Genomic DNA, 26,393 nt, shown 5'->3' on the forward strand with positions numbered 1-26,393 from the left:
GATTTATCCCCGTTGGGCTGCGAAGCGGCCCCAAAAAAGGGTCTGCTACGCAGCCCAACGGGGATAAATCCCCTCGCCACAGTAGATCTGTTTTAGTGCTCTCCCCCGCAGTGTTTGTGCGGCTACGCTTATAAGATTCTCCAACCGACAATCCCACTATGATCGCGAGCCGTACCCCTCCCGTTTCGGGCAAGACCGGACGCCCCGAGCAGCTGCTGATCTGCGGCAGTTTGCTCAGCGTGATCGCGATTTTAGCCATCGTCACTTTTCTGCTGATCCGCGAGCACGCTAACGCTCGGCAATCCGCCACCCGCAGCGCGACCACCATCGCCCAGTTGATCGACGCCGACGTGCTGCGTACCGTCGAACTCTACGACCTGTCCCTGCAAGGTTTGATCGCTGCCGCCCAGCGCGATGATCTGCAAAACGTGTCGCCGGAAATCCGCCATCTGGCGCTGTTCGACCGCTCCACCACTGCGCGCTTCAAGGGCGACATTCTGCTGCTCGACAAGCACGGCGATGTTCTTGCTGACTCCTCAAGAGTCGAGCCGAAACCGGGCAACTTCGCCGACCGCGATTACTTCCTCGCCCACGCCTTCAACCGCGATGTCGGCATGTTCATCAGCCGACCGTTCAAGACCCGTTGCGACTGCGACGAAGCCAATCAATGGCGTATCAGTTTCAGCCGACGCATTTCCTCGGACACCGGCGAATTTGTCGGGGTGGCGGTGGCGTCGATGAAGCTCGACTATTTCGATCAACTGTTCAAAAGCCTCGACATCGGCAAGGGCAGCACACTGAACATCATCGACGATGACGGGGTGCTGCTGGCGCAGAAGCCCTATCTGCAAAGCGATTCGATCGGTAAAAGCTTCGGCAACCGGCCCAATGTCATCCGGATTCTGCGCGACAAGGATGGCAAAGGCAGTTTCAGCAGTACGTCGAGCATGGATCATCAGCAACGCCTCTACACCTATTCGCGGGTGGGCAATTTACCGCTGACGGTGATGGTCGCGCTGTCCAGCGATGAGGTGTTTGCGACGTGGCGGCGTACGGCGATGTTGATCAGTGGCGCCACCGGGGTGTTGTGTCTCGGTTTGTTGTGGCTGACCTGGCTGCTCGCCCGCGAACTGCGCCGACGTCAGCGCGCTGAACGTGAACTGGCGCAACTGGCCGCTACTGACGCGCTGACCGGTGTCGCCAATCGTCGGATGCTTGATCAATCACTGCGTCACGAGTGGTTCCGCGCGCAGCGTTCGGGCAAACCGATGTCGGTGATGATGATCGACGCCGACCATTTCAAGGCGTTCAACGACCAGCACGGGCATCAGGCCGGCGATCAGGCGTTGAAGGCGTTGGCCAAGGTGATTACGGACAATGTGCGGCGACCGGCGGATCTGGTGGCGCGGTATGGCGGCGAGGAGTTTTCGGTGATTCTGGCTGAGACTGACAACCAGGGCGCGCAGCAGATTGCCGAGCATATTCGGCAGGCGGTGGAGCAGTTGCCGTGGGTTGCCGGGGCTGATCGGCCGATGACGGTGAGTATCGGCATTGCGACGTGGACGGCGGCGAGTGAGATGACGCTGGAGCAGTTGTTGTTTGTGGCGGACAAGGCGTTGTATCAGGCCAAGGAAGGTGGGCGCAATCGAGTGGTGGTGGCTGCCTGAAGATCAAAAGATCGCAGCCTTCGGCAGCTCCTACATTGGAATGCGGTTCCTGTAGGAGCTGCCGAAGGCTGCGATCTTTTGCTTCTGAAAAAAGGAGCATAAAAAAAGGCCATCCGAGGATGGCCTTCAAAAAACTAGAGAGGTTTTTTACTTACACCGCCGCAACCGGGCGCATGTAAGAGATTGGTGCGGTGCTGGCGTCATCGAACGTCACCACTTCCCAAGCATCTGTTTGCTCAATCAACTTGCGCAACAGCTGGTTGTTCAGTGCATGACCGGACTTGAAGCCTTTGAACTCACCAATCAGGCTGTTACCCAAAAGGTACAGGTCGCCAATGGCATCGAGGATCTTGTGCTTCACGAATTCGTCTTCATAGCGAAGGCCGTCTTCGTTCAGTACGCCATCGGCATCGACCACGATTGCGTTTTCAACGCTGCCGCCGAGTGCGAGGTTGTGCTTGCGCAGGTACTCGATATCACTCATGAAACCAAAGGTACGGGCGCGGCTGACTTCTTTAACGAACGAAGTGCTGGAAAAATCCACGCTTGCACTTTGGGTGCGGTCCCGGAAAACCGGGTGATCGAAATCGATCTCGAAGCTCACCTTGAACCCTTCGAAAGGGACGAAAGTGGCGCGCTTGTCGCCGTCTTCCACTGTCACTTCACGCAGGATGCGGATGAATTTCTTGGCGGCGTCCTGTTCTTCCAGGCCTGCCGATTGAATCAGGAATACGAAGGGTCCAGCGCTGCCATCCATGATCGGGACTTCGGACGCGGAGAGCTCGACGTAGGCGTTATCGATGCCCAGGCCAGCCATGGCCGAGAGCAAGTGCTCTACCGTGTCCACTTTGACGTCGCCATTGATCAGCGTCGTCGACATAGTGGTTTCACCGACGTTTTCCGCGCGGGCAGGGATCTGCACCACAGGGTCGAGGTCAGCGCGACAAAACACAATGCCAGTGTCGACAGGCGCAGGCTTGAGGGTCAGATAGACCTTCTCACCGGAGTGCAGGCCTACACCTGTGGCACGGATAATATTTTTCAGTGTGCGTTGTTTAATCATGGCTTGGGCCGCTTCAGCGCAAATTGCGAACTGGTATCAACAAAGGCTGGCGATGATAGCAGACCGAGCCTTTGCTGAACACCAATCACCTTCATAGCCCTGATACATTCCATCAATCGGCCTGACGACGCAGGAATGCCGGGATGTCCAGGTAGTCCAGGTCATCTTGCGGATTCATCTTCGCGGCAGCCGCAGCACCGGCCTGAGCCTGGTTGCGCATGACGGTCGGACGATCCAGATCACGGTAATTTACCGCAGGCGCTTCCTGACGGGTCGGAGCCGGTTGTTGTACCTGAGCGGTCGACATGGAGGTATGAACGGTATTGTCGATGACCTTCACAGGCTTCTCGATTTTCGCGCCCAGACCGGTAGCAACCACAGTCACGTGCAGCTCGTCGCGCATGTCCGGATCGATAACGGTACCGACCTTGACCATGGCGTGCTCGGAAGCGAAGGCTTCGATGATGCTACCCACGTCGGAGTACTCACCCAGGGACAGGTCAGGGCCGGCGGTGATGTTCACCAGAATGCCGCGTGCGCCTTGCAGGTTCACGTCTTCCAGCAGCGGGTTACGGATTGCCGCTTCGGTGGCTTCACGTGCACGGTTCGGACCGCTGGCGCAGCCAGTGCCCATCATTGCCATGCCCATTTCGCTCATCACGGTACGCACGTCGGCGAAGTCGACGTTGATCATGCCCGGACGCTTGATGATGTCGGAGATACCGCGAACGGCACCGGCCAGTACATCGTCAGCCTTGGCGAAAGCCGACAGCAGGCTGGCGTCTTTACCGAGGATGGTCAGCAGCTTCTCGTTAGGAATGGTGATCAACGAGTCGACGCTTTCGGACAGCATGCGGATGCCTTCATCGGCGATCTGCATACGCTTGCGGCCTTCGAACGGAAACGGACGAGTCACGACCGCAACGGTCAGAATGCCCATTTCCTTGGCCACTTCGGCGATGATCGGTGCAGCACCGGTACCGGTACCGCCGCCCATGCCAGTGGTGATGAACACCATGTTGGTGCCCTGCAGCACTTCGGCAATACGCTCGCGGTCTTCCAGAGCAGCCTGACGGCCGACTTCCGGGTTCGCGCCGGCGCCGAGGCCTTTGGTCACGCCAGTGCCCAGTTGCAGGATGGTACGTGCGCCGATGTTTTTCAGCGCTTGAGCATCGGTGTTGGCGCAGATGAATTCAACGCCTTCGATGTTGCTCTTGACCATGTGGTTGACAGCGTTGCCGCCGCCACCGCCGACACCGATAACTTTGATTACCGGGCTTGCGGGGATGTTGTCTACGAGTTCGAACATTTTCCCTCTCCTTACATTCTCTAGTTTTTTTCGCCTACTGCATGTTTGTTGCGGTGCATCTACTGCTACTGCTTGCCGCTCGAAGCTTGACGCTTCCAGCTGCTTTTAAAAGTTGCCTTGAACCCACTTCTTCAATCGATCCAGCAACGGCGCCTGTGGCTCTTCGTTGCTGTAGCTGTCGCGGCTGCCGATGCCCGAGAACGAGATCCCGTCGGACTGCTTTTGCAGGCCGTACATCAACAAGCCAACGCCAGTGGAATAAATCGGGTTGCGCACCACGTCATCCAGACCTTTGACGCCGTGCGGCACGCCCAGCCGAACCGGCATATGGAAGATTTCTTCGGCCAGTTCAGTCGCGCCTTCCATCTTCGAAGTACCGCCAGTCAGCACGATGCCGGCCGGGATCAGGTCTTCGTAGCCGCTGCGACGCAGCTCGGCCTGAATCAGCGTGAACAGTTCGTCGTAACGCGGCTCGACCACTTCGGCCAGGGCCTGACGGGACAGTTCGCGCGGTGGACGGTCGCCGACGCTTGGCACCTTGATGGTTTCACCGGCACCGGCCAGTTTCGCCAGGGCGCAGGCGTAGCGGATTTTGATTTCTTCGGCGTACTGAGTCGGAGTGCGCAACGCCATGGCGATGTCGTTGGTCACCTGATCACCGGCAATCGGGATCACCGCGGTGTGACGGATCGCGCCTTCGGTGAAGATCGCGATGTCGGTAGTACCGCCGCCGATGTCGACCAGGCACACGCCCAGTTCTTTCTCGTCGTCGGTCAGTACCGAGTAGGCCGAGGCCAGTTGCTCGAGAATGATGTCGTCGATTTCCAGACCGCAGCGGCGCACGCATTTTTCAATGTTCTGTGCAGCGTTGACGGCGCAGGTGACCACGTGAACCTTGGCTTCCAGACGCACGCCGGACATGCCCAGTGGTTCACGAACGCCTTCCTGGTTATCGATCACGTAATCCTGCGGCAGGGTGTGCAGCACGCGCTGGTCAGCCGGGATCGCCACAGCCTGAGCAGCGTCGAGTACGCGCTCAAGGTCGGCCGAGCTGACTTCGCGATCACGGATCGCGACGATGCCGTGGGAGTTCAGGCTGCGGATGTGATTGCCCGCCACGCCGACGAACGCCGAGTGAATGCGGCAGCCCGCCATCAGTTGGGCTTCTTCGATCGCACGCTGGATCGATTGCACGGTGGACTCGATGTTCACCACCACGCCCTTCTTCAGGCCACGGGACGGATGGGTACCGATCCCGACGATTTCCAGCGTGCCGTCGTCGGAGACCTCGCCGACCAGCGCCACCACCTTGGAGGTGCCGATATCGAGACCGACGATCATTTTGCCGCTTTGCACGTTTGCCATGGGTCCTGCCTCTTCTTAATTCTTCGCGACAGCGGGTTGGGCTGTCGTCGGCGCTACAGGTTCCCGCCAGCCAACAGCAAGGCCGTTGGCGTAGCGCAGATCGATGCGCGCAATGTTCGTAATCTGGTCTTTAAGCGTCTTGTCATAGATGGCGATAAAGCGACGCATCTTTTCCACCAAATTGCCGCGTCCCAGCAGCAGCTCGATGCCGGGGCCGGAACTGCCGGCACCGGTGGTCAGGAACCAGCTCCCGCGTTCACGCAATTCCAGGCGTGCAATCGAGAAGCCCAACGGCCGCAGCATCTGGCTCAGCACCTGATACTGCTGCATCACTTGCTGCTGGGCCCGTTGAGGACCGAACAGCTGTGGCAGGTGTTCGTAGTTCGCCAGTTCCTTTGGCGTAAACGCCTGGCCCTGGTTGTTCAGCAACGACTCGTCACCCCAACGCGCTACCGGCAACTGCTCTTCGAGGCGGATCACCACTTGGTCCGGCCACACCCGACGTACTTCGGCATGGGCGATCCAGGGCATCTGCTCAAGCTCGGTGCGCATTCCGGCGAGGTCGATGGTGAAGAAGCTCGACGCCACATACGGGGCGATGCGCTGCTGCACTGCTTGCTGGCTGATGTAGCTCAGGTCGCCCTGCACGGCGATCTTGGTGATCGGCCGGTCGGCGTACGGCAGCAAACGCGTTGCCCCCTCGTAGGTACCAAAGCCCAACACAACCAGCAGCACCGGCCAGAACAGGCTTTTCAGAAAACCAAAATTGGCTTTCGGCAGGCGCGCGGACATCGGCTCTTTCGCCACCATTCGGCTGGCACCCCGCGGTACCGGCTTGCGGCCGGGTGCGGGTGGCTGATGTCTGAGCTGAGCGCCTTGCATGGTCTTAACCTCGCGCCTCTTGGGTAACTGCGCCTTCAACACTGGCGGCCAGAATCGCCAGTACCAGTTGCTGGAAATCCAGACCGGCAGCACGGGCCGCCATCGGCACCAGACTGTGATCGGTCATGCCCGGTGCGGTGTTCACTTCCAGGAACCAGAACTGCCCGTCGGCGTCCTGCATCACGTCCGCCCTGCCCCAACCGGCAATCCCCAGCGCCTCACTGGCCTTGGCCGTGAGATCCATGAGTTCCTGTTCCTTGGCGGCATCCAGCCCGCACGGAATGCGGTACTGGGTATCGTTGGCGATGTACTTGGCGTCGTAGTCGTAAAACGTGTGCGGTGTACCCAGGGCGATTGGAGGCAACACCTGGTCACGCAGGGTGGCGATGGTGAACTCCGGACCTTGAATCCATTGCTCAACCAAGACTTGCGAATCGTAGGTACTGGCCGCTTTCCATGCGTCGATCAACTCGGACGCAGAACTCACTTTGGCCATCCCGATACTTGAACCTTCATGGGCCGGTTTGACGATCAAAGGGAAGCCCAGTTCCGTCGCCGCAGAAATACAATCGGCTTCGCTGCACAGCACGGCGTGACGCGGCGTCGGAATCCCGAGGCTGTGCCAGACCTGCTTGGTGCGCAGTTTGTCCATCGCCAGTGCCGAGGCCAGAATGCCGCTGCCGGTGTAGGGAATGCCGGCCACTTCGAGCAGGCCCTGCATGGAGCCGTCTTCACCGCCACGGCCGTGAAGAATGATGAAGGCGCGGTCGATTTTTTCGCTGAGCAGGCGTTGCAGAATGTCGGCGCCAACGTCGATACCGAACGCGTCCACGCCAGCGCTCTGCAGCGCGTCGAGTACAGCGTTACCGGATTTCAGCGAAACCTCACGCTCGGCACTCAAGCCGCCGAAGAGCACGGCGACGCGGCCGAAGTCTTTCGGCGCGATGGTGGAGAACAGGTTGGCGTAGGCAGCAGTCATTTCAACTTCCCCTCGACCGACGCCGCCACGGCGCCAGCGAACAATTCACTTTTCAACAGCTTCGGCGCGAGACCGCCGATATCACCCGCGCCCTGGCACAGCAGAATGTCGCCGGCACGCAACAGCGGCTTGACCAGCGGTGCCAGATCAACGCCACGCTCGATGTAGATCGGATCGAGCTGACCGCGCTGACGGATGCTGTTGCACAGCTTGCGGCTGTCGGCGCCCGGGATCGGCTCTTCGCCGGCCGGATAAACTTCCATCAGCAGCAGCACGTTGGCGTCGGCCAGTACATTGACGAAATCGTCGTACAGGTCGCGGGTGCGGCTATAACGGTGCGGTTGATACACCATCACCAGACGGCGTTCCGGCCAGCCACCGCGTACGGCTTTGATCACTGCTGCGACTTCGGTCGGGTGGTGACCGTAATCGTCAACCAGCATCACGTGGCCGCCGTCCACCGGCAGTTCGCCGTAGACCTGGAAGCGTCGACCGACACCCTGAAAACCCGACAGGCCCTGAACGATGGCTTCATCGCTGACGCCCTCGTCGGACGCAATGCAGATGGTCGCCAGCGAGTTGAGCACGTTGTGGTTGCCCGGCATGTTCACGGAAACATCCAGCGGCTCGCGGTCAGGGCGCAGCACGGTGAAGAAGGTCTGCATGCCTTGCTGACGAACATTGATCGCGCGGACGTCAGCGTCTTCGCTGAAGCCGTAGGTCACGGTCGGACGTTTCACCAGCGGCAGGATTTCGCGCACGACCGGGTCGTCCAGGCACATCACGGCCAAACCGTAGAACGGCAGGTTGTGCAGGAACTCAACGAAGGTTTTCTTCAGTTTGTTGAAGTCACCGTCGTAGGTCGCCATGTGGTCGGCGTCGATGTTAGTGACCACGGCCACCAGCGGTTGCAGGTGCAGGAAGCTCGCGTCGCTTTCATCGGCTTCGGCGATCAGGTAACGGCTGGTGCCGAGCTGGGCATTGGTGCCCGCAGCATTCAGACGACCACCGATGACGAAGGTCGGATCCAGACCACCGGCGGCGAACACCGAAGCGATCAGGCTGGTAGTGGTGGTTTTGCCGTGCGTACCGGCGACGGCGATGCCGTGGCGATAGCGCATCAGCTCAGCGAGCATTTCGGCCCGCGGCACTACCGGGATGCGACGCTCGAGGGCGGTCGCGACTTCCGGGTTGGAAGTGTTCACAGCGCTCGACACCACCAATACATCGGCGGTCGCGGCGTTCTCGGCACGGTGGCCGATGAAGATCTGCGCGCCGAACGATTCCAGACGCTCGGTGACCGGCGAAGCTTTCAGGTCGGAACCGGACACTTCATAGCCCAGGTTCAACAACACTTCGGCAATACCGCACATGCCCACGCCGCCGATACCGACGAAGTGGATGCGACGGATGCGGCGCATTTCCGGTTGCGGCATGGCTTTCTGATTCTCAACCATGGGCCACCTCCAGACAGGTATCGACCACGCTACGGGTGGCATCGGGTTTCGCCAGACGGCGGGCCGCTTGGGCCATATCTTCGAGTCGTTGCGGTTGCATCAAGACCTCTGTCAGGCGCGCGGCAAGATCCGCGGCACCAGTCGTTCTTTGCGGCATCAGGAAGGCTGCGCCTTCACGGGCCAAATAATCGGCGTTGCGGGTCTGGTGATCGTCGATCGCGTGGGGCAAAGGCACCAGCATCGAGGGCAGACCGGCGGCAGCCAGCTCACTGATGGTCAACGCGCCTGCGCGGCACACCACCAGGTCGGCCCAGCCATAGGCTTGGGCCATGTCTTTGATGAACGGCTGCACCTGCGCTTCGACGCCGGCGGCGCGGTAGCGCTCTGCAGTCACTTCATCGTGGTTTTTGCCGGCCTGATGAAACACTTCCGGGCGCAAATCGGCAGCGACTTGGGCCAGGGCTTCAGGCAGCAATTTATTCAACGGTTCTGCGCCAAGGCTTCCGCCAAGGATCAGCAAACGCGCTTTGCGACCGGCCAGGGCTGGTCGCGATGTTTCGAGGAACAGCTCGCTGCGCACCGGGTTTCCGGTGGTACGGCGGGTGTCCGACAGAGTAAAGGTGTCGGGGAACGCTTCACACACCCGGGCGGCGAACGGCACCAGCAACCGATTGGCGGTGCCGGCTACTGCGTTCTGCTCGTGAACGATCACCGGCACGCCGGCCAGTTTCGCGGCAAGCCCACCAGGGCCAGTCACATAACCACCGAAACCGACCACACACACTGGTTTCAACTGGCGAATGATCGCCCGCGCCTGCCACACCGATTTCAGCAGCATGAACGGCGCCTTGAGCAGCGACAGCTTGCCCTTGCCGCGCAAACCGCTGGCGTTGATGCGGTGCAGTTCAAGACCTGCGCCCGGCACCAGTTCGTTTTCAATTCCGCGTGGCGTGCCGAGCCAGTGCACGGTGTAGCCGCGCGCCTGAAACTCGCGGGCACAGGCCAGCGCCGGGAACACGTGGCCGCCGGTTCCGCCGGCCATGATCAATACGTTAGCGCCCATGATTCGGCTCCTCAGCGAAGTCGCTCTCATGGAATTCCATTTCTTCACTGCCCAGGTGGGTTCGACTCTCCCACTCGATCCTCAATAACAAGCCGAGGCAGGCACAGCAGATCACCAACGAACTGCCGCCGTAACTGAGGAACGGCAAGGTCAGACCCTTGGTTGGCAGCAGGCCGACGTTCACCCCGATGTTGATCAGGAACTGACCAATCCACAGGAACGACAAGCCGTAAGCCACGTAAGCTGCGAAATACTGTTTGGCTTTCTCTGCCCACAAGCCGATGTACATGCCGCGAATACACACGAACACGAACAGGGCAACGGTGCACAGCGAACCCACCGCGCCCAGCTCTTCAGCGAGAACCGAGAACACGAAGTCGGTGTGCGCTTCCGGCAGGTAGAACTGCTTCTGCACGCTGTTGCCCAGACCCACGCCGAGCCATTCACCGCGACCGAAGGCGATCAACGCTTGCGACAGTTGATAACCGGCGCCGAACTGGTCAGCCCACGGGTCAGCGAAGTTGGTCAGACGCGCCATACGATACGGCTGCATCTGAATCAGCAGCACCACCGCCCCGACCGCCAACACCACCATCAGCGAGAAACGGAACAGCCCGACCCCGCCAAGGAATAGCATTGCCGCCGCAGCGCCCATCATCACGACGGTGGCACCGAAGTCCGGCTCCATCAGCAACAGACCGGCCATCGGCAGCAGCACGATGAACGGCTTGAAGAAGCCCATCCAGCTCTCACGCACTTCTTTCTGACGCCGCACCAGATAACCGGCGAGGTAGATCACCACGAATACTTTGGCGATTTCGGACGGCTGCACGTTAAAGAAGCTGAAACCAATCCAGCGCATCGAACCGTTCACTTCTCGGCCGATGCCGGGGACGATCACCATCACCAGCAAACCGAACGCGCCGAGCAACATCAACCAGCCGAGGCGCTGCCAGGTGGCGATCGGGATCATCATGGTGATGACACACGCGCCCAAACCCAGCACCACATATATAAGGTGGCGAATCATGTAATACAGCGGACTGCCCGACTGCGCCGCCGCCACTTCAGTGGACGCCGAGGCGATCATGATCAAACCGAGACCGAGCAGCGCCAGGCAACCGGCGAGCATCGGGAAATCGAGGTCGATACCGCGCCCGGTGATGATCGGCGACGGATACGGTTTGATGATATTGCGCAGGCTCATGCCAATTCCTCCACAGCGCGGACGAACTGGTGACCACGGTCTTCATAATTCTTGAACATGTCGAAACTGGCGCAGGCTGGCGACAGCAGCACCACGTCACCCGGCTGGGCAGCGCCGCGGCATTGCGCGACGGCGTCGACCAGCGAGGTCGCGCGAATCAGCGGCACGGCATCACCGATGGCGGCGCCGATCTTGTCGGAGTCGCGGCCCATGAGGATCACGGCGCGGCAGTTGGCCGCCACCGGATCATGCAGATCGTTGAATTCGGCACCCTTGCCATCGCCACCGGCGATCAGGATGACCTTGCCATCGATGTCCGCGCCCAGGCCTTCGATGGCAGCCAGTGCGGCGCCGACGTTGGTGGCTTTGGAATCGTTGTAGTAAGCCACGCCGTCGAGATCACGCACCCACTGGCAACGGTGTTCGAGACCGGCGAAGTTGCGCAGCGCCGCGAGCATCGCATCGAACGGCAGGCCGACCGCATGACCGAGTGCCAGCGCCGCGAGGGCGTTGGACTGGTTATGCGCGCCACGAATCTTCAATTCGCGCACTGGCATCAGGTTTTGGAATTCGAAGGCCAGATACTTCTCGCCGTCTTCTTCGCGGATACCGAAGGCTTTGAAATCAGGTTTGGTCAGGCCGAACGTCCAGCATGGCTGGCCTTCGCCCATCAGCGGACGGCTCAGCGCATCCTGACGGTTGACCACGAACTGCTTGGCGCCACGGAAGATCCGGTGCTTGGCCAGGTGGTACGCCGGCAGACCGCTGTAGCGATCCATGTGGTCTTCGCTGATGTTCAGCACGGTCGCCACTTCAGCGTTGAGCTGGTCAGTGGTTTCCAGCTGGAAGCTCGACAGCTCCATCACGTACAGCTCGATGTCGTCGCTGAGCAAGTCCAGCGCCGGGGTGCCGAGGTTGCCGCCGACGGCGACGCGTTTGCCCGCCGCAGCCGCCATCTCGCCGACCAGGGTGGTGACGGTGCTTTTCGCGTTGGACCCGCTGATGGCCACGATCGGCGCCTGCGCGTTACGCGCGAACAGCTCGATGTCGCCGGACAATTTCACGCCACGGGCCGCAGCGGCTTGCAGGGCTGGGGTCGCCAGCGCCAGGCCGGGGCTCACGTAGAGCTCGTCGGCACGGCAGAGGAATTCGACGTCCAGCTCGCCACAACGCACTTCCACGTGCGGATAGTCACGCTTGAGCGTGGCCAGTTCCGGTGGATTTTCCCGCGTGTCCGCCACGGCAAACGACGTGCCCCGGTTCGCCAGGAAGCGAACCAGGGACATGCCGCTCTTGCCGAGGCCGACAACGATGCGGAAGTGGTCAGAAGCGATCAGAGACACTCGTTCTACCTCAGCTTCAGGGTGGCAAGGCCGACAAGCACGAGAATCACGGTGATGATCCAGAAACGGACAATCACGCGCGGCTCGGGCCAGCCCTTGAGTTCAAAGTGGTGGTGTATCGGTGCCATGCGGAACACACGGCGACCGGTCAGCTTAAAGGACGCAACCTGAATGACGACTGACAGGGTTTCCATCACGAACACGCCGCCCATGATGAACAGGACGATTTCCTGACGGACGATCACCGCGATGGTGCCCAGTGCCGCGCCGAGTGCCAAGGCACCGACGTCGCCCATGAACACTTGCGCTGGATAGGTGTTGAACCAGAGGAAACCCAATCCGGCGCCAATCAACGCGCCGCAGAACACGATCAGTTCGCCCGCGCCCGGCACGTAAGGGATCAGCAGGTATTCAGCGAATTTCACGTTACCCGACAGGTAGCAGAAGATGCCCAGGCCGCCGCCGACCATCACGGTGGGCATGATCGCCAGACCGTCGAGGCCGTCAGTCAGGTTGACCGCGTTGCTCGAACCGACGATCACAAAATAAGTCAGCACGATGAAACCGAGACCCAGCGGAATGCTGTAGTCCTTGAGCATCGGCAAGATCAGCGTGGTTTCCACCGGGGTGGACGCGGTCATATAAAGGAAGATCGCTGCGCCGAGGCCGAACACCGACTGCCAGAAATACTTCCAGCGGCTCGGCAAGCCACGCGAATTCTTCTCGATGACTTTGCGGTAATCGTCGACCCAGCCGATGGCGCCGAACAGCAGGGTCACCAGCAACACAGTCCAGACGTAGCGGTTGCTCAAGTCAGCCCAAAGCAAAGTGCTGACGCCGATCGAAGACAGAATCAGCGCGCCGCCCATGGTCGGGGTGCCCGACTTGGACAGGTGCGATTGCGGGCCATCGTTACGCACGGATTGACCGATCTGACGGTTCTGCAGGGTGCGGATCATCCACGGGCCATAGCACAGCGACAAAACCAGCGCGGTCAGCACACCGAGAATCCCGCGCAGGGTCAGGTACTGAAAGACCGCGAAGCCTTTGTAGAACTGTTGCAGATACTCCGCTAGCAGCAGCAGCATTAATGTTTCTCCAGACTGGATCCGCACAGAGCCGCAACGATGTTTTCCATCGCTGCACTGCGCGAACCCTTGATCAAAATAGTGGTGTTTGTGTCCTGCTCGGCGTCGAGGGCCTGGATCAGCTCGGCTTGCGTGCCGAAGTGATGCGCCTCTTCACCGAATGCGTTGACGGCGTGAACCATGTTTGGCCCGACGGCGTAAAGCGCGGAAACCTTGCCCCGGGCGTACTCGCCCACGTCGCGGTGCCCCTGCTCCGCCCAATCGCCCAACTCGCCGATATCCCCGAGCACCAGGACGGTGCGGCCGGAAAAGCCGGCGAGTATATCAACGGCCGCGCACATCGAGGTGGGGTTTGCGTTGTAAGTGTCATCGATCACGCGCATACCGTTTTTCGCCAGTTGCGCGACGGTGCGACCCTTGACCGGTTGCACCGCGCCAAGGCCGGTGGCGATGCCGAACAGCGACACGCCCAAGGCGTGCGCGGCAGCGGCGGCGGCCATGGAATTGGCGACGTTATGGGTGCCGAGCAGGTTCAGTTGAACGCGCTCGACACCTTCAGGTGTGTGCAGATTGAAGGCCGGGCAACCACGGGCATCGGTGGTCAGATCGCTGGCGTAAAAGTCCGCCTGCGTGTTGCTCAGGGCGAAGGTCAACACCTTGCGACCGGCAGCGCGGGTCTTCCAGATACCGAAAGCCTTGTCATCGAGGTTGAGCACGGCGATGCCATCGGCCGCCAGCCCTTCGATGATTTCGCCTTTGGCTTCGACGATTTTTTCCGGGCCGCCGAACTCACCGACGTGAGCGGTGCCGGCATTGTTCAGAATCGCTACGTGGGGCTTGGTCAGCCCGACGGTGTAGGCGATTTCACCCAGACGCGAGGCGCCCAGTTCGATCACGGCCGAGGTGTGTTCCGCGGCCAGTTCGATCAGGGTCAGCGGTACGCCGAGGTCGTTGTTCAGGTTGCCACGGGTCGCCAGCACCGGGCCGCGCGTGCGCAGAATGCTCGCGAGCATTTCCTTCACCGTGGTTTTGCCGCTGGAACCGGTCACCGCCGCTACAGGCTGAGTGAACGCGGCGCGATTCAAGGCGCCCAACTGGCCAAGGGCCTGACGGGTGTCCTTGACCAGCAATTGCGGCAAGGTGCTGTCGGCGACTTCACGCTCGACCAGCGCAGCCACCGCGCCTTTGGCGGCGACGTCATTCAAATAGTCATGACCGTCGAAACGCGGGCCGGTCAGCGCAATAAACAGTTGGCCTGGCTGGATCGCACGGCTGTCGATGCTGACGCCGTCGAAGCTGGCATCGCCGGCGATCAAACGGGCATCGAGGGCGTTAGTCAGTTCGCTGAGTTTCAGGGCCTTAAGCATGGGCCACCTCCCAAGCGGTCAGGGCGTGATCAGCCTCGACCAGGTCGGAGAAAGCGTGGCGCTCGCCGTTGATTTCCTGATAGTCCTCGTGACCTTTACCGGCCAGGACGATCACGTCATCGGCCGAAGCGCCGGCGATCAGTTGTGCAATCGCCTGACCACGGCCAGCAACGAAGGTAACTTTATCCACAGCCGTGAAACCGGCGCGGATGTCATCGAAAATCACTGCCGGATCTTCAGTACGCGGGTTGTCGTCGGTGACCAGCACCTGATCGGCCAGACGCTCGACCACTTCAGCCATCAACGGACGCTTGCCGCGATCACGATCACCGCCGCAGCCGAACAGGCACAGCAATTGACCTTTGACGTGCGGGCGCAGCGCGGTCAGAACCTTTTCCAATGCGTCCGGGGTGTGGGCGTAATCGACCACCACCAACGGTTGCGTTCCACCGCCAAGACGCTGCATGCGTCCGGCCGGGCCTTCGAGTTTCGGCAGCACTTTGAGAATTTCGTCGAGCGCGTAATCCAGACCGAGCAAGGCGCCGACCGCAGCGAGGACGTTGCTCAGGTTGAAGCGACCGAGCAGCGTGCTGCGCAGATGATGTTCGCCCTGCGGCGTGACCAATGTGGCGCGCACACCGTGGTCGTCGAACTGCGCTTCGCGGCAATACAGATAGGCGCTGCTGTCGAGCAGGCTATAGGTGATCAAGCGCGACTCACGTTTTTCAGCGGCCAGTTGCCGGCCAAAATCATCGTCGAGGTTGACCACGCGGCACTTCAAATCATTCCAGGCGAACAGCTTGGCCTTCGCCTCAGCGTACGCTTGCATGGTGCCGTGATAATCCAGATGATCACGGGACAGGTTGGTCATCACCGCGACGTCGAACGCCAGTGCAGTGACGCGGCCCTGATCCAGACCGTGGGACGAGACTTCCATGGCCACGGCTTTGGCGCCGGCCTTTTTCAGGTCGCCCAATGTCGCTTGCACGGCAATCGGATTCGGCGTGGTGTGCAGACCGCTTTCCAGTGCGCCATAGAAGCCGGAACCCAGCGTGCCGACGATGCCGCAATGCTGACCGAGCAGATCCAGCGCCTGCGCAACCAATTGGGTCACGCTGGTCTTACCGTTGGTGCCGGTCACGCCCACCAGGTTCAGGTGATGACTTGGCTCACCGTAAAAACGCCCGGCGATGTCCGACAGTTGCGCAGCCAGGCCTTTGACCGGAATCAATGGCACGTCAGTGATCGGCAGCACAGTGGCGCCTTCGACTTCATAAGCTACAGCGGCAGCACCGCGTTGCAATGCATCAGCGATGTGCGCACGGCCATCGAATTTGCCGCCCGGCACGGCGAGGAACAGATCGCCAGCGCGTACGTTACGGCTGTCCAGCGCCAATTCACGGATCAACAGATCGTGGCCGGCGTGGGGGAATATCTTGTTCAGACTTAATGACATCAGCCGCGCCCTCCATTGGCTTTCAGCGGTATGACCGGGGTGGCGTTGGCCTGTTGTGTCGCCGGCAGATTGTCCGGGGTCACGTTCATCAGACGCAGAGTGCCGGACATAACACGGCTGAACACTGGCGCCGATACCAGACCACCGAAGTAGCCGGCCTTGCTTGGTTCGTCGATCACCACAACGATGGCGTAACGCGGATCGCTCATCGGGCCGAAACCGGCGAACAGCGAGCGATAGGAGTTTTCGGCGTAGCCCTTGGTACCCACCGACGTTTTACGTGCAGTACCCGACTTGCCGGCCACGTGATACGCCGGCACCTGCGCACGGAATACACCGCGCGGTGCTTCGATCACTTGGGTGAGCATGCCTTGCATGGTTTTCGCGACGGCTTCCGGCAGCACTTGCGTAGTCTGCGGCGGCTTGTCGGTTTTGATCAGGGTCAGCGGCGCGAGACGACCGTTGTTGGCCAGCGCAGAGAAGGCGTGCACCAACTGAATCGCGGTCACGGAAATACCGTAGCCGTAAGACAGGGTTGCGGTTTCAGCCTTGCGCCACTCGCGGTAGTTCGGCAGGTTGCCGACGCGCTCGCCCGGGAAGCCGAGGCCGGTGTCCTGGCCGAGGCCGACTTTCTGTGCGAGGCGATAAATGGTTTCGCCGCCGATATCGAACGCGACCTTACTCATGCCGACGTTACTGGAATTGATCAGGATGCCGGTCATGTCCAGCACCGGGCCTTCGGTTCTCGAAACGTCTTTGATGGTGTACTTGCCAATCTGCAAAGTACCCGGATACACCTCGACGGTGTCGGTCGGTTTCCAGCGGCCGGATTCGATCGCGGCGCTCATCGAGATGGCTTTCATGGTCGAACCCGGCTCGAACACGTCGATCATCGCGCGGTTACGCATCATCGCCGGTTGCAGGTTGCGACGGTTGTTCGGGTTGTAGGTCGGCTGGTTGACCATGGCGAGGATCTCGCCGGTCTTCACGTCCATGATCACCAGACTGCCGGCCTTGGCGCCGTTTTCGATGATTGCGTTACGCAGCTCGCGGTTGGCCAGGTATTGCAGACGCAGGTCAATGGACAACGCCAAGGGCTTGCCGGCCTTGGCGTTTTTGGTGACCTGGACATCCTTGATCAGCCGACCGCGCCGATCCTTGATGACCTGCCGTTTGCCCGGCACACCGGCGAGCCACTCGTCGTAGGCGAGTTCGACGCCTTCACGACCGTGGTCGTCGATGTCGGTAAAGCCAACCATGTGCGCAGTGACTTCACCGGCCGGATAGAAGCGGCGGAATTCTTCGATGCCGTAAACGCCCGGCACTTTCAGATCGAGCACAGCCTGGCCCTGCTCGGGGGTCAGCCCGCGCACCAGATAAATGAATTCTTTGTTGGCCTGAGCTTCGAGACGCTCGGTCAGGGCTTTCGGATCCTGACCCAGAGCTGCCGCCAGTGCCGGCCATTTCTCTTTGGCCGACTGCATTTCCTTGGCGTTGGCCCACAGGGTGGTCACCGGCGTACTGACGGCCAAAGGCTCGCCGTTACGGTCGGTGATCAGACCACGGTGAGCTGGAATCGGGATGTGGCGAAGACTGCGTGCGTCGCCCTGACCTTTGAGGAAGTCACGGTCAACCACTTGCAGGTCGATGATGCGCCAGCAGATTGCTGCGACCATCACGCCGAGCAGCGCCACCATCAGGCGGAAGCGCCACGGGAAGAGTGCGCCTTCGAGTTTCATCATGGCGCCACCATCTTCACGTCAGCCGCGCCCGGAATGTGCATTTTCAATTGTTCGCTGGCCAGCACTTCGATCCGGCTGTGCGCGGTCCAGGTGCTTTGTTCAAGAATCAAACGGCCCCACTCGGCCTGCGCCTTGTCGCGCACGCTGAGTTCGTTATAAAGATTGTTGAGCAACTGGCGGTTCCAGTGCGCGCTGTAAGACACGCCGATGGCCGACACGAGCACGCCGATAAACAGCAGCAGCATCAGAAAGCTGCCGCCAGGCAATGGCTTGGCGAAAAGCTTGCTCACCGCAACTTCTCCGCGACGCGCATGACGGCGCTACGGGAACGTGGGTTGGCTTTGAGTTCGGCGTCGGAGGCCGTCTGCGCTTTGCCATGGACTTTGATTTTCGGTTCGAACGCTACGTGACGAACCGGCAGGTTCCGCGGCAGGTTGTCGGCTTCGCCTTTCACCAGTTTGCGCATGAAGAGTTTGACGATGCGGTCTTCCAGCGAGTGGAAGCTGATTACCACCAGACGCCCACCGATTTCCAGTGCGTCCAGCGCGGCTTCGAGGCCGGCTTCCAGATCGCCCAGTTCGTTGTTGACGTGAATGCGCAAACCCTGGAACGCACGGGTGGCCGGGTTCTTGCCCTTTTCCCACGCCGGGTTGGCGACCTTGAGCACTTCGGCCAGATCGGCGGTGCGCTCGAACGGCGTGATATCGCGACGTTCGGCAACGGCACGAGCCATGCGACCGGAGAAACGTTCTTCGCCGTATTCCTTGAACACCCGGGCGATTTCTTCAGCCGGCGCGGTGTTGACGAATTCGGCAGCGCTGATGCCACGGGACGGATCCATGCGCATGTCCAGCGGACCGTCGTTGAGGAAACTGAAGCCGCGTTCAGCGTCATCGAGCTGCGGCGAAGAGACGCCGAGGTCGAGCAGAACGCCGCTGACCTTGCCGCTTAGACCCTGCTCGGCAACCACCGAACCGAGCTCGGCAAAGCTGCGCTGCACAACGACAAAGCGGCCGTCTTCGGCCGCTAGCGTTTGCCCGGTGGCAATCGCTTGTGGATCTTTGTCGAATCCGATGAGACGACCATCTGTTCCGAGCTGGCTGAGGATCAGCCGGCTGTGTCCGCCGCGACCGAACGTACCGTCCAGATAGCATCCATCAGGACGTACGGCGAGAGCCTCCACGGCTTCGTCGAGCAGTACGGTGATGTGGTTAAAGCCGCTATCAATAGTCACAGGATCAAATCACGCAGTTCATCAGGCATGGCGCCCGGTTGTTGAATAGCAGCAAGGTCAGCGGCAGATACCGCGTCCCATGCATCCTCGTCCCACAATTGGAACTTGTTCAGTTGGCCTACCAGCATCGCGCGCTTATCGAGCTTGGCGTATTCGCGCAGACGCGGTGGAACCAGAAAACGACCACTGCCATCGAGTTCGAGATCGACGGCATTACCAATCAATAAACGTTGCAGGCGACGGTTCTCTTCGCGAAGCGAAGGAAGTGCGCGCAACTTGGTTTCAATAATTTCCCACTCATCGAGCGGATAGACACACAGGCATGGATCAACGGCATCAATGGTCACGATCAATTGGCCGGAACTACGCGAAACGAGCTCGTCGCGGTACCGGCTCGGCATAGCGAGACGGCCCTTTGCATCGAGACTGATAGCGTTAGCTCCGCGAAACACGTCAGCGTTTCTCCAATTTTTATCGTTTTGAGCTCAAAAAACCCACTTCATGCCACTTTCCGCCACTTGCGCACACTATAGGAATGCGCCCACCACACCGTCAAGGCGCGGAGTAAAGGAAAACCCTTACAGAACGGAGATTTAGGAACATAAAAGGAGGGGTAACGACAAATTGGCGGATAGTTTTGACCAATAACTTGATGCAGCACTGGAAGCTGCGCTCGGAAGTTAAAGTAATTTGTTAAGAGTAAGATTTTTTCGGTATTACAAAAGCGCTTCTGCTGTTGATTGAAGCACGGTGGGAAATGGCTATTACTGCGTTTGCCGCTGCCGGACTTTCAGAGCAGGTCTGCTGATATTACACAGCCCTGTTGCTATTGATTCAAGCAGGGAAAGAAAAAGGTGGAGAGTCGATCTGTAAGCCGGGTTCTGTCTTGAACAGTCATTCGTCTACGATGGCCATCACTGGACATCTTTAGCAACCTACCCGGTCCCAGCGCGGGCCACGCCTTGGGACCCTATTTGGTCTTGCTCCAAGTGGGGTTTACCTAGCCACGAACTGTTGCCAGACGTGCGGTGCGCTCTTACCGCACCTTTTCACCCTTACCGGCGCCGAAGCGCTTAGGCGGTTATTTTCTGTGGCACTTTCCGTAGGCTCACGCCTCCCAGGCATTACCTGGCACTTCGCCCTATGGAGCCCGGACTTTCCTCCCCCCCCTAATTTTCATAGAGGGCAGCGACTGTCCGATCGACTCTCCGCCGCGAAGGTTAACGGCAGAGCGCCCGAAGAACAAGCGCTAATAGCCGCAAAACCTGTCTGCGCGACGGGTTACTCGCCCTTCTGTTTCTCCAGCGCGACCTGATACAGCACGTTTTTGCGCTCGCCGGTGATTTGCGCGGCGAGAGCGGCGGCACGCTTGAGCGGCATTTCTTCGAGCAGCAGATTCAGCACGCGCATTGCCTCGCTGCTGACCGCGTCTTCAGACTCCGGCGCCGTCCAGCCCGCCACCAGCACCACGCATTCGCCACGCTGCTGATTGCTGTCCGATTCAACAAACTCTCGCAGTTCCGAGAGCGGCAAGCCTTTAAGCGTCTCGAAGGTCTTGGTGATTTCGCGAGCCAACAGTGCCTGACGCTCACCACCGAACACTTCTTCCATATCCTGCAAACATTCAAGAATGCGGTGCGGGGCTTCATAGAAGATCAGCGTGCGCGGCTCTTCTTTGACCGCTTGCAGTCGCGCCTTGCGCCCGACCGACTTGGCCGGCAAGAAACCTTCAAAGATAAAGCGATCGGATGGCAGCCCCGCCGCCGACAACGCCGCGATCAACGCGCACGCCCCCGGCACCGGCACCACCGCGATTCCGGCCGCACGGGCCTGACGCACCAGGTGATAACCCGGATCGGAAATCAGCGGCGTGCCCGCATCGGAAATCAGCGCAACGTTGTCGCCCGCCAGCAGACGGGTAATAAAGCGGCTACCTTCATCTCGTTCATTGTGTTCGTGACAAGCGGCCAGCGGCGTGGAAATACCGAAGTGCTGCATCAGGCGCGCCGAGTGACGAGTGTCTTCGGCAGCGATCAACGCCACTTCACGCAGGATTTTCAGTGCCCGGGCGCTGATGTCGTCCAGGTTGCCGATGGGCGTCGCCACCACATAAAGCGAGCCAGCAGCGGAATTCGGGGAACCTGGAGCAGTCAAAGCGCACACCTCATGATCGGTAAAAGCGGCCATTGTAGCGCGTCACGAGGCTTGCGTTGCGCTCCGCCCGACCTCGGTTTTGCACGCTGTAACGCAGCGCCGCAACATTTACTCCAGCTAAATTGACCGTTTCACGCCACTAACATCGCGCCCCGGCCAGTGCTTGGGTACAATTCCACGCTAATTTGATCGAGTATCAGGAACACTTACATGATCGCTTGCCTGCGGCTGTTCACTGCCCTCTGCCTCGCTGCCTTATTGGCGGCCTGCGCCAGCTCCCCTTCCTCCAGCCTTGGCGAACTTCCACGGACTCCGGACGCCAGCATCGAGCAACTGCTCGCGCAGGCCAGCCAGGCGAGTACCCCGGAAAAAGCTGCCCTGTTGCGCCTGAGCGCGGCAGATCTGGCTTACCACCAGGGCGATGCCGGACGCTCCGCGCAAATTCTGCAACAAGTGCCGATGGAGCAACTGAAGCCCGGCCAGCAGATTTTCGCCAGCACGCTGAACGCTGAACTGGCGATGACGCGCAACCAGCCGAAAGCCGCGCTGACCGCTCTGAGCCATCCAAGCCTGCAGCATCTGGGCGAAATGCCTGAAGAGCAGCAAGTGCGCACCGGCACCGTTCACGCCCGTGCCCTTGAAGCCGATGGTCAGACCCTGGCTGCCGCTCGCGAGCGCATCTTTATCGCGCCGATGCTGAAGGGCGAAGCCGCCAGCAAAAACCACGAAGCGATCTGGACACTGATTGCCTCGCTGCCGACCGATCAACTGCAAGCCAACACCACCGACGACCTCGGCGGCTGGATGGGCCTGGCACTGGCGGTGAAATCCGCCGGTACGCTGGAACAGCAGCAAGCCGCGATCGACACCTGGCGTGCACAGAATCCAAAGCACCCTGCTGCGATCAACCTGCCGCTGCCGCTGACCAAACTCAAGGAACTGGCCAGTCAGCCTCTGAGCAAAATCGCCCTGCTGCTCCCGCAAGACGGCCAACTGGCTGCCGTCGGCAAAGCACTGCGTGAAGGTTTCATGGCGGCGCACTACCAGGCGCAACAGGCCGGGCAGAAGCCACCCGCGATCGAGTTCTACGACAGCTCAAAGCTGACCTCGATGGACGAGTTCTACCGCAAGGCTCAGGCTGACGGCGTGCAACTGGTCGTCGGGCCGCTGGAAAAACCACTGGTCAAACAGCTGAGCACTCGCCCGCAATTGCCGATCACCACCCTCGCGCTGAACTACAGCGAAGGCGATCAAGGCCCGGCGCAACTGTTCCAGTTTGGTCTGGCGGCTGAAGACGAAGCCCGCGAAGTGTCGCGCCGCGCCCGTGCTGATGGCCTGCATCGCGCTGCAATCATGGTGCCGAAAGGTGAATGGGGCGACCGCGTCATGCGCGCGTTCAGCCAGGACTGGCAGGCTAACGGCGGCACCATCGTTGCCACCGAGCGCGTTGATCAGCCGGTGCAACTGGCTCAGCAGATCGCCGACATGTTCCAGTTGCGTCAGAGCGAAGCGCGCGCCAAGAGCTTGCAAAACGCTGCCGGCACCAACGTCGCCGCACAGCCTTCGCGTCGTCAGGACATCGAGTTCATCTTCCTCGCCGCCACTCCGCAACAGGCGCAGCAGATCAAGCCAACCCTGAACTTCCAGTACGCTGGTGATGTTCCGGTTTACGCCACCTCGCACGTTTACAGCGCCAGCGGCGACGTCAACCAGTACAACGACATGAACGGCATTCGCTTCTGCGAAACCCCATGGTTGCTGGACAACAGCGACCCACTGCGCCAGCAAGTGGTTGCACAGTGGCCGCAAGCTGCCGGCAGCCTTGGCCGCCTGTACGCGATGGGTGTTGACGCCTATCGCCTGGCACCGCGTCTGGATCAGCTCAAGGCATTGCCGGACAGCCGCATCGATGGTGAGTCGGGCAGCCTCGGCATGACCCAGACCCAGCGTGTGGTGCGTCAGTTGCCTTGGGCGCAGTTCGTCAGCGGTCAGGTGCAGCGCCTGCCGGACACCCCGCGCTAATGCCCGACAGGTCACGCTCGCAAAGCGGTAAGGATGCCGAGCGCCAAGCGCTCGAGCATCTGCAACAACAAGGTCTGCGCCTGTTGGCGCAGAACTGGTTTTGTAAACGCGGCGAGCTTGATCTGGTCATGCTTGATGGCGATACAGTAGTATTCGTTGAAGTTCGCTACAGAAAAAACACTCAATGGGGTGGCGCGCTCGCTAGCATCGATGGGCGCAAGCAGCAGAAACTGATTTTTGCCGCACAGTATTTTCTTCAGCGCGAGTCGCGTTGGGCCAATTCCCCCTGCCGCTTCGACGTGGTGGCCATCGACAGCCATCCGAGTCAGCTGAACTGGTTGCAGAATGCTTTCGACAGTTGATCGTCGGCGCTGCAATCCGGACAATCCCACCGACAAATTTTGCTCTTTGCTTTGCGGGCTGCACTTTCATGTGCCGAATAGCCGCGCTACTTAAGGTCACACAGATGGACATGCAATCCCGAATTCGCCAGCTTTTCCAGGCCAGTATCGACACCAAGCAACAGGCGATGGACGTACTTGCACCGCACATCGAGCAAGCCAGCCAGATCATGGTCAACGCCCTGCTCAACGAAGGCAAAATGCTTTCGTGCGGCAACGGCGGCTCGGCCGGTGACGCCCAGCACTTCTCTTCGGAGCTGCTCAACCGCTTCGAGCGCGAGCGCCCAAGCCTGCCGGCCATCGCGCTGACCACCGACACGTCGACGATCACCTCGATCGCCAACGACTACAGCTACAACGAAGTGTTCTCCAAACAGATCCGTGCACTCGGTCAGCCAGGCGATGTCCTGCTGGCGATTTCGACCAGCGGTAACTCGGCGAACATTATTCAAGCGATCCAGGCCGCACATGATCGCGAAATGATTGTCGTAGCTTTGACCGGACGCGATGGCGGCGGCATGGCCTCGCTGTTGCTGCCCGAGGACGTCGAGATTCGCGTTCCGGCCAATGTCACTGCACGTATTCAAGAAGTCCACTTGCTGGCGATCCATTGCCTCTGCGATCTGATCGACAGCCAACTGTTCGGGAGTGAAGAATGACCCCTAATCGCCTTGGCCTTCTGGCCTTGACCCTGTGCCTCGGCATCAGCGGTTGCACCTCGGTGGTGAACGCCAGCCGTGAAGCACCGATCGATGACGACCGTGGCACGCGCACCTTCGGCAGCAAGATCGACGATTCGTTGATTGAAACCAAAGTGGGTGTGAACGTGGCGAAGGCCGACCCGGCGCTGGACAACGATTCGCACATCGTCGTGACCAGTTTCAACGGCGTTGTTCTGCTCGCAGGCCAAACCCCTCGTGCGGATCTGAAAGCCAAGGCCGAACAGGCGGCAGCCGCTGTTCAACGGGTAAAAACCGTGCATAACGAGCTGCAGGTCATTCCGCCGTCCGGTTTCCTGGCTCGCCAGAACGACACCTGGCTGACCTCCAAGATCAAGACGCAGATGCTCACCGATGCCAGCATTCCCGGCTCGCGCATCAAGGTCGTGACCGAGAACGGTATCGTCTACCTGCTGGGTCTGCTGACCAAACAGGAAGCCACTCAGGCAACTAACCTGGTGCAGGGCGTTTCCGGCGTACAGAAGATTGTGAAGCTGTTCGAATACATCGACTGATACGCCTCTTCGTGTAGGAGCTGCCGAAGGCTCGGGCCGCGATCGGACGATCTTTTGATCTTGCTTTAAAAGATCAGGATCAAAAGATCGCAGCCTTCGGCAGCTCCTACAGATTTGAGATGCGCATGAAGTTTTGAGATGTGTATGCAGTTTTGAGATGCGCATGAAAAAGGCGATCCATCCGGATCGCCTTTTTTTATTTCACCACTTTCAAACTTGGCCGGCCTGTTGGGCGCGGCGGTTCGCTGTCCGGTGGTGGCAAGTCGTCATCCGACTCGATCTCTTCCTCGTCATCCATCGGCGACTCGAGATCAAACACCATGCCTTGACCGTTCTCCCGGGCGTAGATCCCCAGGATGGCGCCAATCGGCACGTACAAGCTGTGCGGGACGCCACCGAAGCGACCTTCAAAGGTCACCACGTCGTTGTCCATGTGCAAATGCCGTACGGCACTTGGCGAGATGTTCAGGACAATCTGCCCGTCACTGGCGAAACCCTGCGGCACTTGCACCGCCGGGTACTCGGAATTGACCAGCATGTGCGGGGTGCAATCGTTATCCACAATCCACTCATAGAGCGCGCGAACCAAATAAGGTCGACTGGAGTTCATAGCGGCTCCTTAAGCCTTAGCGCATATCGCGTTCGACACCAGACAGACTCGCCTGGAAAGCCTCACGCGCAAACGAGCGCTCCATGTAATCAAGCAGCGGCTTGGCTGGCCGCGGCAGTTCAATACCCAAAATCGGCAAACGCCAGAGTATTGGCAATAGGCAGCAATCCACCAGACTTTGTTCCTCACTGAGGAAAAACGGCTTGTCGGCGAACAGCGGCGACACGCCCGTCAGGCTTTCACGCAATTCCTTGCGCGCCACGACACGCGCGGCCTCTTTGGACTTTGGATCAAGAATCAGATCCACCAGACCACACCAGTCGCGCTGAATACGATGAATCAGCAGTCGACTATTGGCACGCGCCACTGGATAAACCGGCAACAACGGCGGGTGCGGGTAACGCTCATCCAGATATTCCATCACCACAGTCGACTCCCACAGCGCCAGGTCACGATCGACCAGCGTAGGCAGACTTCCGTAAGGGTTCACCTCAATCAGTTTAGGCGGCTGACGACCAGCTTCCACATAAATGATTTCGGCGCTGACACCCTTCTCTGCAAGCACGATGCGCACTCGGTGGGAATAGTGGTCGGCGGGGTCGGAGTAACAGGCCAACCGATTGGTCACGCCCATGGCGATCCTCCTCGCTTGTTGAAATGATTGGAACCGGAAAAACGCGCGCGCCCAGAGGGCGCCTCCCGCAATGTCTGGCGAACCAGACGTTGCGTTATCGGAGGCGCCCTTGGGCC

General features: G+C 60.0%; 24 protein-coding genes and 1 other RNA gene. 5 read left to right on the plus strand and 20 right to left on the minus strand.

Going from position 1 to position 26,393, the window contains the following annotated elements; all coding sequences use genetic code 11:
• The first annotated feature begins 158 nt into the window (after positions 1-158).
• A complete protein-coding gene (locus QMX93_RS20055) occupies positions 159-1,667 on the plus strand; it encodes a diguanylate cyclase (RefSeq protein ID WP_282357741.1) in 1,509 nt (502 codons plus the stop codon).
• Positions 1,668-1,818: 151 nt separating this feature from the next.
• On the opposite strand, the gene lpxC is transcribed toward QMX93_RS20055, so the two are convergent.
• From lpxC to rsmI, 18 genes are all read right to left on the minus strand, one after another.
• On the minus strand, positions 1,819-2,730 hold the full coding sequence (gene lpxC / locus QMX93_RS20060) for a UDP-3-O-acyl-N-acetylglucosamine deacetylase (RefSeq protein ID WP_008082763.1): 912 nt from the start codon (positions 2,728-2,730) through the stop codon (positions 1,819-1,821).
• A gap of 112 nt (positions 2,731-2,842) precedes the next feature.
• On the minus strand, positions 2,843-4,039 hold the full coding sequence (gene ftsZ, locus QMX93_RS20065) for a cell division protein FtsZ (RefSeq protein WP_053123624.1): 1,197 nt from the start codon (positions 4,037-4,039) through the stop codon (positions 2,843-2,845).
• A gap of 105 nt (positions 4,040-4,144) precedes the next feature.
• The gene (gene ftsA / locus QMX93_RS20070; protein ID WP_053123630.1) at positions 4,145-5,404 is read right to left on the minus strand and encodes a cell division protein FtsA; all 1,260 of its coding nucleotides are present in this window, start codon (positions 5,402-5,404) and stop codon (positions 4,145-4,147) included.
• Between the two features lie 15 nt (positions 5,405-5,419).
• Entirely contained in the window at positions 5,420-6,286 is an 867-nt protein-coding gene (locus tag QMX93_RS20075) for a cell division protein FtsQ/DivIB (protein ID WP_053123632.1), read from the minus strand.
• A gap of 4 nt (positions 6,287-6,290) precedes the next feature.
• A complete protein-coding gene (locus QMX93_RS20080) occupies positions 6,291-7,265 on the minus strand; it encodes a D-alanine--D-alanine ligase (RefSeq protein ID WP_212545542.1) in 975 nt (324 codons plus the stop codon).
• Positions 7,262-8,722, minus strand: a complete 1,461-nt coding sequence (gene murC, locus QMX93_RS20085; protein WP_053123636.1) for a UDP-N-acetylmuramate--L-alanine ligase — start codon at positions 8,720-8,722, stop codon at positions 7,262-7,264. The genes QMX93_RS20080 and murC overlap by 4 nt, the downstream gene beginning before the upstream one ends.
• On the minus strand, positions 8,715-9,785 hold the full coding sequence (gene murG, locus QMX93_RS20090; protein WP_159815073.1) for an undecaprenyldiphospho-muramoylpentapeptide beta-N-acetylglucosaminyltransferase: 1,071 nt from the start codon (positions 9,783-9,785) through the stop codon (positions 8,715-8,717). The genes murC and murG overlap by 8 nt, the downstream gene beginning before the upstream one ends.
• Positions 9,775-10,986: a putative lipid II flippase FtsW gene (gene ftsW, locus QMX93_RS20095; RefSeq protein WP_172680156.1), complete on the minus strand. Its 1,212-nt coding sequence runs from the start codon at positions 10,984-10,986 to the stop codon at positions 9,775-9,777. Before ftsW ends, murG begins: the two co-directional genes overlap by 11 nt.
• A gap of 2 nt (positions 10,987-10,988) precedes the next feature.
• Entirely contained in the window at positions 10,989-12,335 is a 1,347-nt protein-coding gene (gene murD / locus QMX93_RS20100) for a UDP-N-acetylmuramoyl-L-alanine--D-glutamate ligase (RefSeq protein WP_282357742.1), read from the minus strand.
• 5 nt (positions 12,336-12,340) lie between these two features.
• Positions 12,341-13,423, minus strand: coding sequence for a phospho-N-acetylmuramoyl-pentapeptide-transferase (gene mraY, locus QMX93_RS20105; protein ID WP_008082775.1), 1,083 nt, complete (start codon positions 13,421-13,423; stop codon positions 12,341-12,343).
• Positions 13,423-14,790 carry a UDP-N-acetylmuramoyl-tripeptide--D-alanyl-D-alanine ligase gene (murF, locus tag QMX93_RS20110; protein ID WP_282357743.1) on the minus strand — a complete coding sequence of 456 codons (1,368 nt, stop codon included), beginning with the start codon at positions 14,788-14,790 and terminating at the stop codon, positions 13,423-13,425. Before murF ends, mraY begins: the two co-directional genes overlap by 1 nt.
• Positions 14,783-16,246: a UDP-N-acetylmuramoyl-L-alanyl-D-glutamate--2,6-diaminopimelate ligase gene (locus QMX93_RS20115; RefSeq protein ID WP_212545539.1), complete on the minus strand. Its 1,464-nt coding sequence runs from the start codon at positions 16,244-16,246 to the stop codon at positions 14,783-14,785. The genes murF and QMX93_RS20115 overlap by 8 nt, the downstream gene beginning before the upstream one ends.
• Complete coding sequence (locus QMX93_RS20120; protein ID WP_178124211.1) at positions 16,246-17,985, minus strand: penicillin-binding protein 2; 1,740 nt, start codon at positions 17,983-17,985, stop codon at positions 16,246-16,248. Before QMX93_RS20120 ends, QMX93_RS20115 begins: the two co-directional genes overlap by 1 nt.
• The gene (ftsL, locus tag QMX93_RS20125; RefSeq protein ID WP_053123650.1) at positions 17,985-18,278 is read right to left on the minus strand and encodes a cell division protein FtsL; all 294 of its coding nucleotides are present in this window, start codon (positions 18,276-18,278) and stop codon (positions 17,985-17,987) included. Before ftsL ends, QMX93_RS20120 begins: the two co-directional genes overlap by 1 nt.
• Complete coding sequence (gene rsmH / locus QMX93_RS20130; protein WP_282357745.1) at positions 18,275-19,216, minus strand: 16S rRNA (cytosine(1402)-N(4))-methyltransferase RsmH; 942 nt, start codon at positions 19,214-19,216, stop codon at positions 18,275-18,277. Before rsmH ends, ftsL begins: the two co-directional genes overlap by 4 nt.
• Before the next feature lie 2 nt (positions 19,217-19,218).
• Positions 19,219-19,674: a division/cell wall cluster transcriptional repressor MraZ gene (gene mraZ / locus QMX93_RS20135; RefSeq protein WP_008147486.1), complete on the minus strand. Its 456-nt coding sequence runs from the start codon at positions 19,672-19,674 to the stop codon at positions 19,219-19,221.
• Between the two features lie 402 nt (positions 19,675-20,076).
• An RNA gene (rnpB, locus tag QMX93_RS20140) (RNase P RNA component class A) lies at positions 20,077-20,430 on the minus strand.
• Between the two features lie 73 nt (positions 20,431-20,503).
• Complete coding sequence (rsmI, locus tag QMX93_RS20145) at positions 20,504-21,409, minus strand: 16S rRNA (cytidine(1402)-2'-O)-methyltransferase (RefSeq protein WP_159815078.1); 906 nt, start codon at positions 21,407-21,409, stop codon at positions 20,504-20,506.
• Positions 21,410-21,586: 177 nt separating this feature from the next.
• On the opposite strand from rsmI, the gene QMX93_RS20150 reads away from it, so the two are divergent.
• The 4 genes from QMX93_RS20150 to QMX93_RS20165 all read left to right on the plus strand — a co-directional run bounded on the left by QMX93_RS20150 (position 21,587) and on the right by QMX93_RS20165 (position 25,033).
• Positions 21,587-23,398 (plus strand): penicillin-binding protein activator, encoded by a 1,812-nt coding sequence (locus QMX93_RS20150; protein ID WP_282357744.1) that lies wholly within the window; start codon positions 21,587-21,589, stop codon positions 23,396-23,398.
• Positions 23,398-23,760 (plus strand): YraN family protein, encoded by a 363-nt coding sequence (locus tag QMX93_RS20155; RefSeq protein ID WP_053123656.1) that lies wholly within the window; start codon positions 23,398-23,400, stop codon positions 23,758-23,760. The genes QMX93_RS20150 and QMX93_RS20155 overlap by 1 nt, the downstream gene beginning before the upstream one ends.
• A 104-nt stretch (positions 23,761-23,864) precedes the next feature.
• Positions 23,865-24,458, plus strand: a complete 594-nt coding sequence (locus QMX93_RS20160; RefSeq protein WP_008082788.1) for a phosphoheptose isomerase — start codon at positions 23,865-23,867, stop codon at positions 24,456-24,458.
• Positions 24,455-25,033: a BON domain-containing protein gene (locus QMX93_RS20165; protein WP_007917023.1), complete on the plus strand. Its 579-nt coding sequence runs from the start codon at positions 24,455-24,457 to the stop codon at positions 25,031-25,033. Before QMX93_RS20160 ends, QMX93_RS20165 begins: the two co-directional genes overlap by 4 nt.
• 196 nt (positions 25,034-25,229) lie before the next feature.
• On the opposite strand, the gene QMX93_RS20170 is transcribed toward QMX93_RS20165, so the two are convergent.
• Both QMX93_RS20170 and QMX93_RS20175 read right to left on the minus strand, forming a co-directional pair.
• Entirely contained in the window at positions 25,230-25,643 is a 414-nt protein-coding gene (locus tag QMX93_RS20170) for a ClpXP protease specificity-enhancing factor (protein WP_053123658.1), read from the minus strand.
• A 16-nt stretch (positions 25,644-25,659) separates the two neighbouring features.
• The gene (locus tag QMX93_RS20175) at positions 25,660-26,277 is read right to left on the minus strand and encodes a glutathione S-transferase N-terminal domain-containing protein (protein WP_047303097.1); all 618 of its coding nucleotides are present in this window, start codon (positions 26,275-26,277) and stop codon (positions 25,660-25,662) included.
• Between the last annotated feature and the right edge of the window lie 116 nt (positions 26,278-26,393).

This window comes from Pseudomonas sp. PS01303 (genome assembly GCF_029959385.1).
GTDB lineage: Bacteria > Pseudomonadota > Gammaproteobacteria > Pseudomonadales > Pseudomonadaceae > Aquipseudomonas > Aquipseudomonas rustica.

Excerpts from the sequence above, each read along its gene's own strand:
- QMX93_RS20055 (WP_282357741.1), top strand. The coding sequence starts at position 159 with ATGATCGCGAGCCGTACCCCTCCCGTTTCGGGCAAGACCGGACGCCCC.
- lpxC (WP_008082763.1), bottom strand. The coding sequence starts at position 2,730 with ATGATTAAACAACGCACACTGAAAAATATTATCCGTGCCACAGGTGTA.
- QMX93_RS20175 (WP_047303097.1), bottom strand. The coding sequence starts at position 26,277 with ATGGGCGTGACCAATCGGTTGGCCTGTTACTCCGACCCCGCCGACCAC.
- murG (WP_159815073.1), bottom strand. The coding sequence starts at position 9,785 with ATGGGCGCTAACGTATTGATCATGGCCGGCGGAACCGGCGGCCACGTG.
- QMX93_RS20075 (WP_053123632.1), bottom strand. The coding sequence starts at position 6,286 with ATGCAAGGCGCTCAGCTCAGACATCAGCCACCCGCACCCGGCCGCAAG.
- QMX93_RS20115 (WP_212545539.1), bottom strand. The coding sequence starts at position 16,246 with ATGTCATTAAGTCTGAACAAGATATTCCCCCACGCCGGCCACGATCTG.
- QMX93_RS20160 (WP_008082788.1), top strand. The coding sequence starts at position 23,865 with ATGGACATGCAATCCCGAATTCGCCAGCTTTTCCAGGCCAGTATCGAC.
- murF (WP_282357743.1), bottom strand. The coding sequence starts at position 14,790 with ATGCTTAAGGCCCTGAAACTCAGCGAACTGACTAACGCCCTCGATGCC.
- QMX93_RS20165 (WP_007917023.1), top strand. The coding sequence starts at position 24,455 with ATGACCCCTAATCGCCTTGGCCTTCTGGCCTTGACCCTGTGCCTCGGC.
- ftsA (WP_053123630.1), bottom strand. The coding sequence starts at position 5,404 with ATGGCAAACGTGCAAAGCGGCAAAATGATCGTCGGTCTCGATATCGGC.
- murC (WP_053123636.1), bottom strand. The coding sequence starts at position 8,722 with ATGGTTGAGAATCAGAAAGCCATGCCGCAACCGGAAATGCGCCGCATC.
- QMX93_RS20080 (WP_212545542.1), bottom strand. The coding sequence starts at position 7,265 with ATGACTGCTGCCTACGCCAACCTGTTCTCCACCATCGCGCCGAAAGAC.
- ftsZ (WP_053123624.1), bottom strand. The coding sequence starts at position 4,039 with ATGTTCGAACTCGTAGACAACATCCCCGCAAGCCCGGTAATCAAAGTT.
- rsmI (WP_159815078.1), bottom strand. The coding sequence starts at position 21,409 with ATGGCCGCTTTTACCGATCATGAGGTGTGCGCTTTGACTGCTCCAGGT.
- QMX93_RS20155 (WP_053123656.1), top strand. The coding sequence starts at position 23,398 with ATGCCCGACAGGTCACGCTCGCAAAGCGGTAAGGATGCCGAGCGCCAA.
- QMX93_RS20120 (WP_178124211.1), bottom strand. The coding sequence starts at position 17,985 with ATGAAACTCGAAGGCGCACTCTTCCCGTGGCGCTTCCGCCTGATGGTG.
- QMX93_RS20170 (WP_053123658.1), bottom strand. The coding sequence starts at position 25,643 with ATGAACTCCAGTCGACCTTATTTGGTTCGCGCGCTCTATGAGTGGATT.
- mraY (WP_008082775.1), bottom strand. The coding sequence starts at position 13,423 with ATGCTGCTGCTGCTAGCGGAGTATCTGCAACAGTTCTACAAAGGCTTC.
- QMX93_RS20150 (WP_282357744.1), top strand. The coding sequence starts at position 21,587 with ATGATCGCTTGCCTGCGGCTGTTCACTGCCCTCTGCCTCGCTGCCTTA.